The organism is Cutibacterium avidum 44067, assembly GCF_000367205.1.
GTDB classification, from domain to species: domain Bacteria; phylum Actinomycetota; class Actinomycetes; order Propionibacteriales; family Propionibacteriaceae; genus Cutibacterium; species Cutibacterium avidum.
Genome location: NC_021064.1, coordinates 896,675 through 912,456, shown reverse-complemented (window position 1 = coordinate 912,456; position 15,782 = coordinate 896,675). Strand labels below are relative to the sequence as shown.

The 15,782-nt window shown below is 64.1% G+C and carries 16 protein-coding genes; 1 reads left to right on the top strand and 15 read right to left on the bottom strand.

The features are described 5' to 3' along the window. The first annotated feature begins 20 nt into the window (after positions 1-20). Positions 21-1,052, top strand: a complete 1,032-nt coding sequence (gene gluQRS, locus PALO_RS04185) for a tRNA glutamyl-Q(34) synthetase GluQRS (protein WP_036910244.1) — start codon at positions 21-23, stop codon at positions 1,050-1,052. A gap of 61 nt (positions 1,053-1,113) precedes the next feature. Here gluQRS and PALO_RS04180 read toward each other — a convergent pair whose 3' ends face one another. The 15 genes from PALO_RS04180 to PALO_RS12475 form a co-directional block, all read right to left on the bottom strand. Further along, a complete protein-coding gene (locus tag PALO_RS04180) occupies positions 1,114-2,190 on the bottom strand; it encodes an FKBP-type peptidyl-prolyl cis-trans isomerase (RefSeq protein ID WP_023033455.1) in 1,077 nt (358 codons plus the stop codon). Positions 2,191-2,199: 9 nt separating this feature from the next. Then, positions 2,200-2,937: a pseudouridine synthase gene (locus PALO_RS04175; RefSeq protein WP_004810937.1), complete on the bottom strand. Its 738-nt coding sequence runs from the start codon at positions 2,935-2,937 to the stop codon at positions 2,200-2,202. Between the two features lie 17 nt (positions 2,938-2,954). Beyond that, positions 2,955-3,317, bottom strand: coding sequence for a hypothetical protein (locus PALO_RS04170; protein ID WP_004810935.1), 363 nt, complete (start codon positions 3,315-3,317; stop codon positions 2,955-2,957). Further along, positions 3,302-4,219 (bottom strand): ParA family protein, encoded by a 918-nt coding sequence (locus PALO_RS04165; protein ID WP_015582536.1) that lies wholly within the window; start codon positions 4,217-4,219, stop codon positions 3,302-3,304. The genes PALO_RS04170 and PALO_RS04165 overlap by 16 nt, the downstream gene beginning before the upstream one ends. A 96-nt stretch (positions 4,220-4,315) precedes the next feature. Further along, positions 4,316-5,236, bottom strand: coding sequence for a site-specific tyrosine recombinase XerD (locus tag PALO_RS04160; RefSeq protein ID WP_015582535.1), 921 nt, complete (start codon positions 5,234-5,236; stop codon positions 4,316-4,318). Beyond that, complete coding sequence (locus PALO_RS04155) at positions 5,233-5,892, bottom strand: NUDIX domain-containing protein (RefSeq protein ID WP_015582534.1); 660 nt, start codon at positions 5,890-5,892, stop codon at positions 5,233-5,235. Before PALO_RS04155 ends, PALO_RS04160 begins: the two co-directional genes overlap by 4 nt. Continuing rightward, the gene (locus tag PALO_RS04150) at positions 5,889-7,577 is read right to left on the bottom strand and encodes a CTP synthase (protein ID WP_015582533.1); all 1,689 of its coding nucleotides are present in this window, start codon (positions 7,575-7,577) and stop codon (positions 5,889-5,891) included. Before PALO_RS04150 ends, PALO_RS04155 begins: the two co-directional genes overlap by 4 nt. 73 nt (positions 7,578-7,650) lie before the next feature. Then, positions 7,651-9,330 (bottom strand): DNA repair protein RecN, encoded by a 1,680-nt coding sequence (gene recN, locus PALO_RS04145; RefSeq protein WP_015582532.1) that lies wholly within the window; start codon positions 9,328-9,330, stop codon positions 7,651-7,653. Then, positions 9,327-10,262, bottom strand: a complete 936-nt coding sequence (locus tag PALO_RS04140) for an NAD kinase (protein ID WP_015582531.1) — start codon at positions 10,260-10,262, stop codon at positions 9,327-9,329. Before PALO_RS04140 ends, recN begins: the two co-directional genes overlap by 4 nt. 42 nt (positions 10,263-10,304) lie before the next feature. After that, the gene (locus PALO_RS04135) at positions 10,305-11,042 is read right to left on the bottom strand and encodes a TlyA family RNA methyltransferase (protein ID WP_015582530.1); all 738 of its coding nucleotides are present in this window, start codon (positions 11,040-11,042) and stop codon (positions 10,305-10,307) included. Positions 11,043-11,259: 217 nt separating this feature from the next. Beyond that, positions 11,260-11,886, bottom strand: coding sequence for an energy-coupling factor transporter transmembrane component T family protein (locus PALO_RS04130; protein ID WP_004810919.1), 627 nt, complete (start codon positions 11,884-11,886; stop codon positions 11,260-11,262). Continuing rightward, positions 11,883-12,602: an energy-coupling factor ABC transporter ATP-binding protein gene (locus PALO_RS04125; RefSeq protein ID WP_015582529.1), complete on the bottom strand. Its 720-nt coding sequence runs from the start codon at positions 12,600-12,602 to the stop codon at positions 11,883-11,885. The genes PALO_RS04130 and PALO_RS04125 overlap by 4 nt, the downstream gene beginning before the upstream one ends. Beyond that, on the bottom strand, positions 12,599-13,168 hold the full coding sequence (locus PALO_RS04120; RefSeq protein ID WP_015582528.1) for a biotin transporter BioY: 570 nt from the start codon (positions 13,166-13,168) through the stop codon (positions 12,599-12,601). The genes PALO_RS04125 and PALO_RS04120 overlap by 4 nt, the downstream gene beginning before the upstream one ends. A gap of 70 nt (positions 13,169-13,238) precedes the next feature. Next, positions 13,239-14,237, bottom strand: a complete 999-nt coding sequence (locus tag PALO_RS04115; protein ID WP_015582527.1) for an HAD-IIA family hydrolase — start codon at positions 14,235-14,237, stop codon at positions 13,239-13,241. Then, the gene (locus PALO_RS12475; RefSeq protein WP_015582526.1) at positions 14,234-15,565 is read right to left on the bottom strand and encodes a hypothetical protein; all 1,332 of its coding nucleotides are present in this window, start codon (positions 15,563-15,565) and stop codon (positions 14,234-14,236) included. The genes PALO_RS04115 and PALO_RS12475 overlap by 4 nt, the downstream gene beginning before the upstream one ends. Positions 15,566-15,782 lie beyond the last annotated feature (217 nt).

The window sequence follows — 15,782 nt, the reverse complement described above, 5'->3', positions numbered from 1 at the left end:
GCCTACCCACGTGGGCGGGCATGCCCATTCCGTCACAACAATTTTTGCCTACACTGCCGCTCGTGACCGATTTTGCCGCAACCCATTCCTCTCCGCAGCCATCCGCGGCAGCGGGACGATTTGCCCCGTCCCCCACCTCGACCCTCCACCTGGGAAACCTCCGCACCGCGTTGGTGGCCTGGTTGCTGGCTCGATCCTCGGGACGGCGATTCGTGGTGCGCATCGAGGACCTGGATCAGGCACGGGTGGCGGCCGCCGGAAACATCGCCTCGACCCAGTTACGGGATCTGGAGACCCTTGGCATCGACTGGGACGGACCAGTGGTCCGGCAGTCGGAGCGTCGTGACCTCTACGCCGACGCCGTCGCGGGCTTGGACACCTACCCCTGCTTCTGCACTCGCAAGGAGATCGCGGCAGCGGCCACCGCCCCCAACGAGGCCGACTGGCGTCCGTACCCGGGGACCTGCCGAACCGTGACTGCACCACAGCGCGAGGAACGGGCGACGAAACGTCCTCCCGCCACCCGCCTGGCCAGCCAGGTCGACTCCTTCGAGGCCACCGACCTAGCCCGGGGACATTGCCGAGGACGAGTCGACGATCTCGTCCTGGTGCGTAACGACGGCACCCCCGCATACAACCTCGCGGTGGTCGTCGACGACGGGCTGCAGGGGGTGGATCAGGTCGTTCGGGCACGGGACCTGTGGTCCTCGGCGCCGCGTCAGTCTCACTTGGCCGCACTGCTGGGTTTTGAGACCCCGACCTATGCGCACACCGGTCTCGTCACTGCCCCCGGTGGTGAGCGTCTCTCCAAATCGGCGGGAGCTGCAGGACTGACCCGGCTCATGACTGAGGGAATCGACCGCAACCGCATCATGGCATGGCTGTGTCGGTCCTTGGGGCTTCCGGAAGTCAGCGACCCGCATGACCTCATCGGGTCGGTGGCTCTGACCCCACCCTCACCCCCGGCCGTGACGGCCCCGCTGGATCCCGCTTCCCTCGATGGCCCATTGGGGTGGTGGAGTGACGCCGTTCTCTCCGTGGACGAGTTGTGACAACTGATTCGGTCGGTCCTGTCAGACAGGACCGACCGAATCAGTGCCTCAGATCAGTGTCTCAGGACTCCTTCTGAGCCGAGAGAATGTCGATGACGTACACCAGGGTCTCGCCCTTCTTCACGGGCGGATTGGTGTTGCCCTCCGGATAGGCATCAGCAGGCGGGACGATGAGCATGACGCGCGAGCCGACCGTCTGACCCACCAGGCCCTTCTTCCACCCCGGGATGACCGAGTTCATGGAACCGGTGACGGCCTCGCCGGAGAACCCATCCTCGATGAGCTCCTTCGAGGACCAGGCGTAGGTGCGGTACTTGACGTCAATCGCATCCTTGGCCGTGACCTTCTTGCCATCTCCCTTGGTGAGGGGCTGGACGACAAGCTTTGACGGCTTCTTGGCGTTGCCGATCGTCACGACCGGGGCTCCATGAACCTCCTTGACGGTTGGCAGGCCGGACGCCGGGGTCACTGCCTCACCCTTGGCCTTGGTGAGCGGCACGCCGACGATGTCGACGACGAAGACGAGGGAATCACCCTTCATGATGCCAGCCTGCGGGGCACCACCTCGAGAATCGTAGGCGTCAGAACCCGGCATCATGATGAGGACGCGATCGCCTTCGTGCTTGCCGGCGAGACCCTTCGCAAATCCTGGGACGACATGGGACAGCGGGAAGTCCACGGTGGATCCACGCTGGTAGGAGGAGTCGAACACCTTTCCGGTACGCCCGTTGACGCCAAGGTAATTCACCTTGACGGTGGCGTTCTTGTCGACCTTCTCGCCGTCGCCCTTCTTGAGCACCTTGGACTGGGTCTTGGCGATGGCCAGCGGCCATGATCCCTCAACCTTGGGTGACTTGCCGTCCTCGCCGGACACCTTGATCCGATCAAGGTTCGTGACCATGGTCGGCTTCTTGGTCGGAGTGGCCGAGGCCTTCGCGCTCGCGGAGGCGGAGGCCGGGGCGCTTGCCGAGGCACTCGGCGACGGCTTGGCGTCGGAGGATGACTTGTTGCAGGAGGCGAGGGCCAGTGACGACACGCACAGTACGGCGGCAAGTGCCGCGGCGCTGACCGGACGATGCTTGTTCGAACTCACCTGCCTGAGATTACCCGAGGGATGCCTCAGCACAATTCCTGTCACTGAAGCGCCTCACAACTCGACGAGGTCGAGAAGCTGCCCCAGCTCCTCGCGCGTGAGCTCGCGCATGTCGCCACGTCCCAAACGCCCTAGTCTGACCGGGCCGATCGCCGTCCGGGACAGCCGACGCACCGGGTGGGCAACCGAGTCCATCATGCGGCGCACGATGCGATTTCGGCCCTCGTGAAGGCTCACTTCGACCAAGGAGTGCTCATCGTTGGCCTGCACGAGTCGCACGGCATCGGGCTTGACCGGACCGTCCTCCAAGGTGATGCCTTTCGCAAGGCGACGAATGACCTTGGCATCGACCCGACCCTCGACGTCAGCCAGGTAAGTCTTAAGAACCTTGTACGACGGGTGGGTCATGCGGTTGGAGAATTCACCATCGTTGGTCAACAAAATCAGGCCAGAGGTCTCGGTGTCGAGACGACCGACGTGGAACAGACGAATGCCGTGTGGCACTCCCTCGATGTCGGACAGACAGGGGCGCCCTTCTGGATCGTCCATCGTGGACACGACGCCCTGCGGCTTGTTGAGCACATAGTAGACGTGACGTCGGGCAGTAGGTATACGGGACCCGTCGACGCGAATCTCGTCGTGCTCGGGATCGACACGCCGTCCCTGCTCAATGATGAGTTCACCATTGACCTCGACTCGTCCTGCCGCAATCATCTCTTCTGCAGCCCTGCGGGATGCCAGCCCTGCCTGGGCCAGCACCTTCTGAAGCCGGATACCTTGCTCGTCGCTCATGTTCTTCCTCGCGTTGTTCAGTCAGTGGTGAGGAGACGGGCTAGTCGGGAGTCCTGACCGTTCTCCTCCAGATCGGCCAGGGCCATGGCTACCGATGCGCGCACGATACGGCCACGATCGGCGTTGATTCCCTGGGATCGCAGGGCCAACCTGGCGGTCTCCAGAGCAATGAGTTCCTCGGTGGAGACATAGACGGTGATCTTCTCATCATGGCGGACCCGCCCGCTACCAGCTCGTTTCCTTCCCGATGCGCTCGACGGGGACGCTTTGGCAGTTTTCGCCTGCGTATTCTTAGGGGCCTTCGCACGTTCCGGTTCGTGGTTGCCAGCGGTGGGCCGGAAGAGCTCGTTGGCTCCCGGCAGGCTCACTCGACGCGGCATCGGGCCAGAACCTCCTTGGCCAGATCACGATAAGCCTGAGCGCCCGGTGACGAGGAGGCGTAGCTGGTGATCGGCTCCCCCGCGACCGTTGTCTCGGGGAACTTGATGGTGCGCTTGATGACGGTGTGGAAGACGACCTCGCCAAAGGCCTGGACGACGCGCTCCATGACTTCCCGAGCATGCAGGGTACGCGGGTCGAACATCGTGCCGAGGATACCGAGGATTTCCAGATCCGGGTTGAGGCGATCCTGCACCTTCTCGATGGTGTCGGTGAGCAGAGCGATACCGCGCAGGGCGAAGAACTCACATTCCAGCGGCATGATGACGTAGTCAGAAGCCGTCAAGGCGTTGATGGTGAGCAGACCCAGCGATGGGGCGCAGTCGATGAGGATCATGTCGTACTCGCCACGGACACGGTCGATGACCCGCTTGAGGGTCTGCTCACGGGCCACCTCGCTGACGAGCTGCACCTCCGCCGCCGAAAGGTCGATGTTGGCCGGTAACAGATCCATGCCCTCGGTCTCGGTGGGCTGGATGACGTCATGAACGTCGTCGCGCCGGGACATCAAGAGGGTGTAGATCGATTTCTCCAGGGTGTGTGGATTGACTCCCAGACCCACCGACAGGGATCCCTGCGGATCGAAGTCGACGAGCAACACCTTGCGGCCATATTCGGCCAGCCCAGCACCCAGGTTGATGGTCGTCGTCGTCTTGCCGACTCCACCCTTCTGGTTGCACATCGAGATGACGGTGGCATGCTTCGGACCGTCGGGAACCGGCGTCGGCTCGGGAAGGTCGGGAAGCGCGCGTCCGGTCGGACCAACGGAGTTCTCGGCAGCCTCCTGGGCCTCTCGGCCCGGCCCGGGGACGCGGAACAGCGGTTCGGGGTCAGTCTCGGACACGTGGTGACCTTCCTCTCGACGTCACGACAACAATCCATGCTCGCACCAACGATAGTGGGCGAACCCGACAACCTCACCCCATCCTCGAGACTGGCCTCAGAGGGCTCGGGGGTGAGAGGACCGGTACACCTCCCTGAGATGGTCGGCCGTCACCAAGGTGTAGATCTGTGTCGTCGTCACCGAGGAATGCCCCAGGAGTTCCTGCACCACTCGGACATCGGCCCCGCCGTCGAGCAAGTGGGTGGCGTAGGAATGACGCAAGCTGTGCGGTGACAGGTGCTCGACATCCAGACCCGCGGCTTGACCTGCGCGACGAATGACGGCCCACGCTGACTGCCGGGACAACCTCCGTCCGCGAGTGTTGAGGAGCAGGGCGTGGTCGCCATGTCCCGCCCCGGCCCAGGAGGGACGTCCTCGCACCAGCCATGCGTTCACCGCCTTCGCGGCATAGTTCCCCAGCGGGACGATGCGTTCCTTGTCTCCCTTGCCGACAAGCCTCAAGCCGAGTTCTGGATCGTCCAGGACGGGACGAATGTCATCGACGTCAAGGGCGCAGACCTCCGAGACACGCGCACCTGTGCCGTAGAGCAATTCCAGCAACGCCACGTCGCGCAGGCCTTCCACGGTCTCCGTGTCAGGTGCCGCCAGCAGCGCCTCGACCTGATCCATGGACAGGGCCTTGGGGAGTCGACGGGAGCGAGTTCCCGGAGAGATGCCAGCCGTCACATCTGTCGGAGTCTGCCCGGCACCTGCGGCAAACCGATGGAGATTGCGCACCGCAACCACAGATCGGGTGACCGATGCCGGGGCCAGTCCCAGGTCGTCGAGATGGCGGCGGAATTCCTCGACGTCGACGCGGGTGACCTCCGGGAGGGACCGGATCCCGCGCGAGTCGAGGAAGTCCTGATAGCGCGCAAGGTCGCGTCGGTAAGCCTGAACCGTGTTGTCGGACAACCCTCGCTCCACGACAAGGTGACGCAGGTAGTCCTCGGCCTGCTCACCGACGGTCGACCTCACTCGGCAAGGGCTCCGTTGATGCCACCGGGACGCTCACGAATCGGCCACGGCGAATCGGCAGGACGCAGCTGGTCGATCCGGCCAGTGCGACGAGCCAGTTCAAGGGCCATGACCCCGGTCACCAGGGTCGGTGACTGACACTGACCGGCGTAGATCGCCTCGACGAGGTCGTCCAGCGGCTCCCAACCAGCCTTCATCGACACTTCCTCGCCCTCCAACACGAAACCTTCGGGACGAGGCGCCTCGTGAAGCCCACGAGCCAGGTAGATCCGCAAGGATTCCTGGCATCCACCCGGGGTGGTGACGATGTCGACGAGGACGCGCCAGTCATCGGCAGCGAGCATGGCCTCCTCGGCCAGCTCCCGCTGAGCTGCCATCAGGAAGTCCTCGCCGTCGACGTCGAGCAGACCGGCAGGCGGCTCGACGAGAACCATGCGCACCGGATGACGGTACTGCCTCACCACCGCGACGCGGTCCTGGTCATCGAGGGCGATGATGCCCACCGCGCCGGGATGGCTCATGTACTGACGATTGATGTGCTCCCCGGACGGGGTGACGACAGCGTCATCGACGAAGTTGCACACCCGACCGGTAGCCTTCACCTGGTGGTCAACGACCTGCCAGCACTCGTCGCGGTCCCAGCGCTCCTGGCTCACTTGTCGGCCTCCTTCTTGGCTGTCTCCTTGGGGGCTTCCTTGGCAGCAGCCTTGGCATGCTCGACAGCAGCGGCGACGAGCCCACGGAACAGCGGGTGGGCGTGCGTCGGGCGGGACTTGAGCTCCGGATGGGCCTGAGTGGCGACGAAGTACGGATGAGCCTCGCGGTCGAGCTCCACGAACTCCGCCAGACCGCCGTCAGGAGAGGTGCCGCTGATCCTCAGACCTGCCTGCTCGAGGCGATCTCGGTAGGCGTTGTTGACCTCGTAGCGGTGCCGGTGACGCTCGGAGACCGTCGTCGTGCCATAGAGCTCGGCCACCAGGGAATCCTTGGCGAGCTTGGCGGGGTAGGCCCCCAGGCGCATGGTGCCGCCCAGATCTCCCTTGCCGGAGACGGCGTCGACCTGCTCGGCCATCGTCGCGATGACCGGGTCGGTGGTCTGTGGGTCGAACTCACTGGAGGCAGCGTTCTCGATACCGGCCAGGTCTCGGGCGACCTCGATAACCGCGCACTGCATGCCCAGGCACAGGCCCAGGAAGGGCACCTTGTGCTCGCGGGCGTAGCGAATGGCACCGATCTTGCCCTCGACCCCACGGATACCGAATCCGCCTGGGACGCAAATGGCGTCAGCGTCCTTGAGCTGCTGTGCAGCGCCCTCAGGGGTCACGCAGGAGTCCGAGGCCACCCACACCACGTTGGCCTTGGCCTTGTTGGCAAATCCTCCGGCACGCAAGGCCTCCGTCACCGACAGGTAGGCGTCCGGCAGGTCGATGTACTTGCCGACCAGGGCCACCGTCACCTCGTTGCGCGGCTTGCGGACTCGGTCGAGCAGGTCTTCCCAGGTCGTCCAGTCGACGTCGCGGAAGAACAGGCTGAGTTTCTGCACGACGTAGGCGTCCAAGCCCTCGCGGTGCAGGACCTTGGGAATGAGGTAGATCGACGGAGCATCCGGACAGGACACGACGGCCGGCCCCTCGACGTCACACATGAGGGCGATCTTCGACTTGATGCCCTTGCCCAGCGGGCGCTCGGAGCGGCAGACGATGGCGTCGGGCTGGATACCAACCTCCCGCAAGGCTGCCACGGAGTGCTGGGTGGGCTTGGTCTTCATCTCACCGGACGGCTTGATGTAGGGAACCAGGGAGACGTGCAGGAAGAAGACGTTCTCCCGGCCGATCTCGTGACGAACCTGACGGGCAGCCTCGAGGAAGGGCAGGGACTCGATGTCACCCACGGTGCCGCCGATCTCATGGATGACGACGTCGGGGTTGCCCTCCTCCATCGCCAACATGCGTTCCTTGATCTCGTTGGTGATGTGAGGAATGACCTGAACCGTGTCGCCCAGGTAATCACCACGACGCTCCTTGGCGATCACGGCCGAGTAGACCTTGCCGGTGGTGACGTTGGCCTGGCCAGACAGGTTCTCATTGAGGAATCGCTCGTAGTGGCCGATGTCCAAGTCGGTCTCGGCACCGTCCTCGGTGACGAAGACCTCACCATGCTGGAACGGGTTCATCGTTCCCGGATCGACGTTGAGATAGGGGTCCAGCTTCTGCATCGTGACCTTGAGGCCACGAGCCTTGAGAAGAGACCCGAGGGAGGAGGCCGTGAGCCCCTTTCCCAAGGAGGAGACGACTCCTCCGGTGACGAAAACGTGCTTGCTGGAGTGATTGTCGGTGCCCACGGACCTCCAGCCTAACGGATGGCCCAAGGTCTCGGCCAAGACGGCCCGGCTGGCGGACAACCGGCGCAGCCTGTCAGTCCTGTCCTGCAACCTCGTGCAACAGGTCATGAGCGTGCTCCAGACCAGACTCCGAGTCGACCATGCCGCTCATCATCCGGGACAACTCGATCTCACGCTCGGAACCGCCGACCTCTCTCAGACCAGAGCTGGTGACGGCTCCGTCAGAAGCCTTCGTGATGACGACATGGGTGTCGGCGAAGGCGGCGACCTGGGCCAGGTGGGTGACGACGACGACTTGGTGACGACGTGCCAGTTGACGCAGTCGCCGCCCGATCTCGATCCCGACCGCACCTCCGACACCGGAGTCGATCTCGTCAAAGACGAAGGTCTGTGGGGACTGAGTCTGTGCCGCGACGACCTCGAGGGCCAGCCTCACTCGCGACAATTCGCCACCTGAGGCCGCCTTGGACAGCGGCGCCGGATCCGCACCTGGGTTGGCCGCCAGCATGATCGTCACGGCATCGGCACCTCGCGGCCCCATGGGAGCCGGTTCGACGCGAAACTCCAGCCGGGCGTGTGGCATGGCCAGGGCAGCCAACTCCGGCTTCACCTCGGCAGCCAACCGGACGGCGGTCCGGCGTCGCACAGCGCTGATGCGGTCGGCCGATTCCCGCAATTGGGAACGCAACTGCTCCACCTCACGTCCCAGTGCGTCGAGATCATTGGCAGCGGGATCGAGCTCGGCAAGACGGTGTCGATCCGCGGCGGTGGTCTCCAGCAGATCGTCAAGGGTCGTCGTGCGGGCCCTCAACAAGCGCTGAATCGCCGCCAGCCGTCCCCCCAGTTCCTCGAGACGCTGCGGATCGGACTCGGCGCGGGCGGCATGGCCGGCCACTGATGCGGCCAGGTCGGTCAGGTCGTACGACATCTGGCGAGCGCGCTCAGCCAGTTCGGCAGCCCCAGGATCGACGTCCCCGGTGCCGTCGAGCTCGTGAACGGCCTGTTCCAGGAGGGCCAGCGTTCCCGGTTGAGGCCCGGTGGACGTCTCCAGACCGTTGAGGAGGACATCGGCCCTGCGCAGCGATTCTCGAATCGACTGAGCTGCTTGGAGCCCCGCCATCTCCGCGATGAGGTCGTCGTCCTCATGGGGCTGTGGATCGACGGCATCGACCTCCCCCACCCGTCGGGACAGCACCTCGCGCTCCATCTCGGCCCCGGCACGATCCTCATTGAGGCGGTGGAGACGCTGGGAAGCGGTGCGAAATTGCATCCACAACTGGGAGTGACGCTCCAACTGCGCGGCCAGTTCCTTACCAGCGGCACGGTCCACGACATCGAGCTGACGCGATGCATCCACGAGGCGAACCTGCTCGGACTGTCCGTGGATCGTCACCTGCTCCCCGACGACCTCCGCCAACTGGTTCGCGGCGACCTGGGCCCCTCCCAGCAAAGCCCGGGAGCGACGCGTCGTGATGTGTCGGGCGCAGATGACCTCACCGTCCTCAACGGTTCCGCCCAGGTCATTGATGCGATCAGCGTCAGGAACATCGAGAACGGCCTCGACGACGGCTCGGTCGCGACCATGGCGAACCAGTCCGGTGTCGGCCTTGTCCCCCAGCAGCAGGCCGATGCCGGTGACGACCATCGTCTTGCCGGCACCCGTCTCGCCGGTCACCGCTGTCAACGCGGGAGAAGGCTCGAAGACAGTCTCGTCAATGACACCCAGCCCGCAAATCCGGACACTGCGAATCACGAGCTCTCCCCCGGATGATTACGTCCGCGCCCCTGGCGCCACCCACTGACCGGAAGCTCAAATTTCTTGACCAGACGGGAGGTGAAGGGTTGTGCGGCCAGGCGGGCAATGCGCAAACGATCGGGATGACGCACGACGGTGATCCTCTCCCCCGGTCGCACCGTGCAGGAGCGGCGTCCGTCACACCACAGCACCGCGGATTCCGAACCATCTGGCTGGATGTCGAGGTCGACGCGAGCGGCTGGGCTCATAACAAGGGGACGAGCGAAAAGAGCATGGGCGCTGAGCGGCACCATGAGCATGGCATCGAGATCGGGCCACATGACTGGGCCGCCGGCGGAGAAGGCATAGGCGGTGGAGCCGGTCGGGGTGGAGACGAGGATCCCATCACAACTCCAGCGCTGCACGGGCAATTCGTCGACGGATGCCAGCACGTCGAGCATGCGGCGTCGAGCTGCTTTCTCCAAGGACAGCTCATTGACGGCAAACGAATTCCAGCGATGCTGACCGGAATGCTCGGTGACGGCGATCCTGAGGACCAGCCGGTCCTCAACGGTGTATTCGCGCGAACAGACCTTATTAACCAGGTCAGCCATGTCGGAGCGTTCCAATTCGGCCAGGAATCCGACATGTCCCAGGTTGACGCCGATCATGGGGACGTGCCGAGGGAGGGACCACTCCGCCGCCCTCAGGATCGTACCGTCACCGCCGAAGACGACGACGACCTCAGCCTCGTGGGTGAACTCTCCGAGAGCCTGAACCCGAATTCCGGGCAGCTTCTCCGTCATCGGTTCAACCTGATCGTCGGGAACGGCGCAGCCAATATTCCTGCTATCCATCTCGGCGATGAACTCGGCGGCCGCGTCAAAGGCGTCGTCACGAGTGGCATGGGTGACGACGACAACGTATCTGGAAGGGCTCGTGTCGTTCACGTCACCACAGTAGCGGCCCGGTGTGACCTGTCCGGCCCGCTTTCACCGACCAGACCGTTCCAGCAGGACGAAGTGCTCAACGTTTCCGTCCTGTCCGGGCAAGGGGCTGTCGCACTCGTCGCGCACTGACCAACCCAGTTCTTCAGCCTTGGCGATGACGGTTGCGACGGCTTGAGCGCGCAGCTGCGGGTCGGTGACGACCCCGTGGGCACCAAGGGCCTTGCGCCCGACCTCGAATTGTGGCTTGACCAGTAACAACATGAGGCCTTCTGGGCTCAGGACGGCCGAGATCGGTTCCAGGATCATCGTCAAGGAGATGAAGGAGACGTCGCCGACCACCAGGTCGACCGGCTCGAAGTGATCGTCAGTGGCCAGGTCGGCAGGCGTGAGGTCACGCAGGTTGAGGCCTTCGTGAACAATGACCCGTGGGTCCTCGCGCAGCACCGGGGAGAGCTGGTCATGGCCGACGTCGACGGCGTGAACGAGTTGAGCTCCCCTCGCCAGGACGACTTGGGTGAACCCACCGGTGGATGCTCCGGCGTCAAGCACCCGGGCGGGCACCTCGACATCGAGAACGTCCAGCGCCCCGATGAGTTTGTGGGACGCCCGGGAGACCCACACCTCTTCCTCCGCCACTAGGTCGTCCGAGGGGCCAACCTTCGCCGCGGGCTTGGTGACGACCACCCCGTTGACGGTCACCCGTCCTTCACGCACCAACCGGGTGGCCAGGGTGCGTGAACGCGCCAGTTCGGCGTCGACGAGGGCCTGGTCAAGTCTCACGGGGACAGCCTGCCACCTCTCGGTGACCCGCCGCACCAGGGGTGATACAGCAAGCGCCGTCATTGGGGCTCCCAAAGCGACGAATGGCTACTGCTCTGAACGAATAGTTGACACACCCATGCATCAAGGATGTGCAGTCCCCCCACGGTTTCAGCAGATTGTTCCCAATTTGTGAGCTTTTCGTTCCACAACCTGAACATGCGACGCGCTGAAGAGGTCACTCATCGTCACCAAGCCCACGGGCCTTGAGGGCCTCCCCCATCTCCAGGGCATGGCCCACTGCGCCCACGAACATCGGAATGAGGAATCTCCAGCTGGAGTGTCTCAGTCCCCTCGCCCTGGCGGCTTCCCTCACCTGCCCGACTGATCCGATGAGATAAGGAATTGTGGTCCACATCAAGGCCAAGGTGAGGGCGAACTTCTCAGGTTTGGCTCCCAGCGGACGCAACGGACCCACCATCGCGACGATGGCGTCCATGAGAGCGCCAGGATCCGTGGTGCACGTGACGAGCCGAGCGATGTAGAGGCAGGCGAGCAGGCCTGCCACATAGATCACTCCTCGCTGCCAGGTGGTGAAGAAGCAGTGATAGGCCAGGATGAGGACGTTCGCGATCCACAATGGCACGCCGATTGACAGCGCAGTGCGGACGGGCATCCTTGCCACGACCAGGTCGATGCCGACGGCCATGATCAGGCAGCCCGACGAGAACCACCATTGCTTGACGAAGAACGGGGTGACACCTACGACCAACACGAGAAGGTACTTCGACCACACCGGCATCCGGTGGGCCAGGCTGTGACCAGGACGGTAACCCCCGAGGAAGGCCGAGATGTCAGCCTTCATCGGGACAGCTCCTCGGTCATCATCCGTCGGCGGTACCCGGCAATGACTTTGGCAGGGTCCCCGTCATCGACGACCCTGCCGTCCTCGACAGCCAGCACCCGATCGAAGGAGGCCGCCAGCTCCAGGTCATGGGTGCAACACAGGATCTGCTGATCCAGGCGTTCAAAGGCGTGCCGGACCATTTCTCGGTTACGCAGGTCGAGCAAGGTCGTCGGTTCGTCGGCGAGGATGACTGACGGCTCCACGGCGAGGACGCTCGCCAGGGAGACCAACTGACGCTCTCCCCCGGACAGGGCGTGGACGCTGCGGCCAGCGATGGCCTCCAACCCCTGGTCGGCAAGGATCTTCAAGGCAGCATCGTGACGCTCCGTACGATTGCGGATGCGCTGGCGCAAGGACAGCTCGACGTCAGCAACGGGGGTCGACATGACGAGCTGGCTCATGGGGCTGGTGAAGATGTACCCCACCCGCCGTCTCGCCGCCTTGCCGTCGAACTTGGGATCAATTCCGTCGACGGTGACGGTGCCGCTGGTGGCCGCCATGAGCCCGTTGACGAGTTTGAGCAGGGTTGACTTGCCCGCTCCGTTGGGGCCGACCACCGCCACCCGACGCTCAGGCACAGTGACATTGACCCCGCTGAGGATGGTCACCCGTCGGTGATGACCCTCGACGTCATACTCGTCGACGTCGACGCCGACATCCTTGAACTCAATCACGGCATGAGACGCGGGAAGGCCGTCAGCACCGCTGTGGCGATGAGACAGGCCAAGATCCCCTTGACTAGGTCGAGTCCGACGAAGGCGATATTGGCAGCCAGTGCTGCATTCAGGCTGAGCTTCGCGAAGGCCATCAGCCCGAGGATGCCGCCGAGGTAGACGCACACCAGGTCCACGAGTGCGACGAGAAAGAGCCAGACCGGCAGCATTGACTTGCGCGGGCGTCGACATAGAACCACAGTCGCCACTGCGCCGGCGACGAATGCTCCCAGCAACCAACCCCACAGGAATCCACCGGTCGGGCCGACGAGAACACCGACACCACTGGCACCGCCGCTGAAGACCGGAAGCCCCAGGACACCGACGAGGATGTACAGACCAATGGCGCATCCGCCGCGGACGCTGCCAAGCACCATCGGCGTCAGCATGACGGCAATCATCTGCAGGGCAAAGGGCACTGCCCCCACCATGAAGATCGGCGGAATGACCGCGAGCACTGCGATGAGGGCAGCGAAGACGGCGACGAGTGCCAGGTCGGTGGCCTGGAATCCTCTGCGTGATGACATTGGGTTTCTCCCATGAAGAGATCGTGCGGCCGCACGAGATGAGCGGCCGTCACAACCAATTGAACACTGTTCAGTAGAGCTTGTCGAAAGACTCCTCAGGCTTCTCCGGAACTGTCGCATCGGACTCGTGGACGAGAGTCATCATGGCGGTCACGGCATCGAGCTGTCCGGAGACGTCGCCGGGAACCATGTCAGCGCGGATCTCGCGGTCAGTCGTCAGTGAGACCTCCGCCTCACCACAGCGAGCGTGGGCGTCCGACATCTCAACCGTCCGTGCAGGCTCCAGCAGGCCCGACAGGTCCACAGCGATGTTCCGCGGTCGGTCCTCGGGTGTTGCAGCCAGCAGATCAGCGACGCCGTGAGCCCCGGTGAAGACGAACAAGGAGTCCATCTTCATGGCGTTGGCACCACGAATGTCGGTGTCCAGCCGGTCCCCCACGAAGATCGGCGCCTTGCACCCGAGACGCGAAACGGTGGCCTCCAGCAGCGGACGGTAGGGCTTGCCAGCGATGACCGGCTTGGCGTCACACGTCGTCGCGACGACCTGGAGCTGGGCGCCGATGCCGGGGACGATGCCACGATCGGTGGGACGGGTGATGTCCGGGTTGGCCGCGTACCACTTGGCTCCAGCCTGCAGGGCAAACCCAGCCTCCTCCAACAACGACCAGTCAATGTGCGGGTCGTAACCCTGGATGACCGCCACCGGATCATCCTGCGCCGATTCCACCGTCACGAGCCCGCGAGATCGCGCCTCCACACGCAGCGACTCGGTACCGATGATGAGCACCTTGGCCCCTGCAGACAGCTGTTCGGCGGCAAGATCGGTGATGGCCTGAGCTGAGGTGACGACGTCACTGGCCTCCGTGGGGATACCGATGTCGGTCAAATGCTGGGCAACTACCTCAGCGGACCGGGCCGCATTGTTGGTGACGAAACCAACCTTCACCCCTCGACGACGCAGTTCCGCAATCGTGTCCGGGGCAGCAGGTACTGGATGGGGTCCCAGGTAAACGACTCCGTCCAGGTCGAAGAGGGCTGCGTCATGTCCGTCAATGAGGGCGCCGCTCACTGATTCGTCTCCTCGTCGTCCTCGTCCATCTCGATGAAAACCATGTCGTCCGCGTCGTCGTCAGGATTCCTGCTCGGCTCCCGACCATCGATGATGTCGATCCGGTCCTGACAATCCAGGAAATTGGCTGGATCGTGACTCTGGGCGGAGACGAACCACTTGCGGGCCCCGGCCGTGTCTCCATCCTCGAGCAGAATTTCGGCGTAGGCGTAGTGAAGGCGGGCCGTTGCCTCGGTCGGTGCCTTAAGGTTCTTGACGGCGTCGCGCAGCAGGCGCACAGCCTCGGCCTTCTGGTCGAGATCACGACGGGCACCAGCTTGGACGAGCACCAGTTCGACCTGCTGAGCAGGACTGAGGTCGGTCTGCTGGCCTTCGCGGATGAGTCGAAGCGCCGCTTGGGGGCGACCGAGAGCACGCTCGCAGTCAGCCATCACCGGCAGAAAGTTGTCATTACCGGTCATGCGCCGAAGGGCCCGGTAGTCGTTCAGGGCCGAGGCGTACTCACCGGCCTGGTAAGCCGCTTCTGCGGCCACCTCTCGCAGCACGGGCAGACGCGGCGCGCGTCGACGCGCAGCCTGAGCGTGGGCGTTGGCCCGGGCCGGGTCCTCGTCAAGGAGCTCGGCTGCAGCAACCAGATGGCCCTCGATGATATGGGCGGTGTCAGCAGGAACACCACGCAGTTCCGCCCGTACCGAGGCGGGCAGGGCCTTCTCGTCGAAGTCCAGCGGTGCCATCGGCTCGTCAGGGGCCTGGGTCACCTTCTCCTCGAGCGAAGCATCGTCACCATGATGGTCATGCCGGTGATCATTGCGACGATCATCCCGATGGTCATGACGGAAGTTCTTGCGGTCCGTCTTGCGGAAGTCCTTGCGACCGTTCTTGTCCCAGTGACGATCGCCACGGCCATGGCCTTCATGACGTCGGTTGTCACCCTCGTCATGCCGATCATCACGGCGATCCTCCCAACGCCGGTCATTGCGGCGACGATCATCACGGTCATTCCAGCGGTCGTCCCGGTCCTGGTCGCCCCGACGCGGCCTGCGATCATCTCGCCAGGAACGCCCCGAGCCACCGTCGCGACGGGGCTTGCGATCCTCGTCCCAGTGACGACCGCCGTCTCCCCCGTGTCCCTGCCTGCGATCACCGCGACGATCGCCGTCGTCCGACCAGGATCGACGGTCACGGCGACCCCCGCCACGACCATTCGACTTCGAGTTCCAACCGCCGCGTCCGCCCGACTTGCCGGACCATCCATTGCGGCCCTGGCCTCGTCGGTCTCCGCTGGAGCGACCGTTGTTGGGGGAGGAAGAATCTGCCATGTCTCCCATTGTCCCGCACACTCGGCCCTCATGGCGAACCGAGACGGAAGCCAGTCGGCGTTGTCTTCGCTAGCGCAGCCTCTTCTGGACGCGCACAAAACTTTCCCTGCACCGGTTCCGCCTTCACGATGACCTCACCGGCGCGATTGGATGTCAGTACGACACCGTGGAATGACAGCGCATTCGCCTTAGGGCCGGAGGCAAGAACGACGGCGTCGCCCGTGTT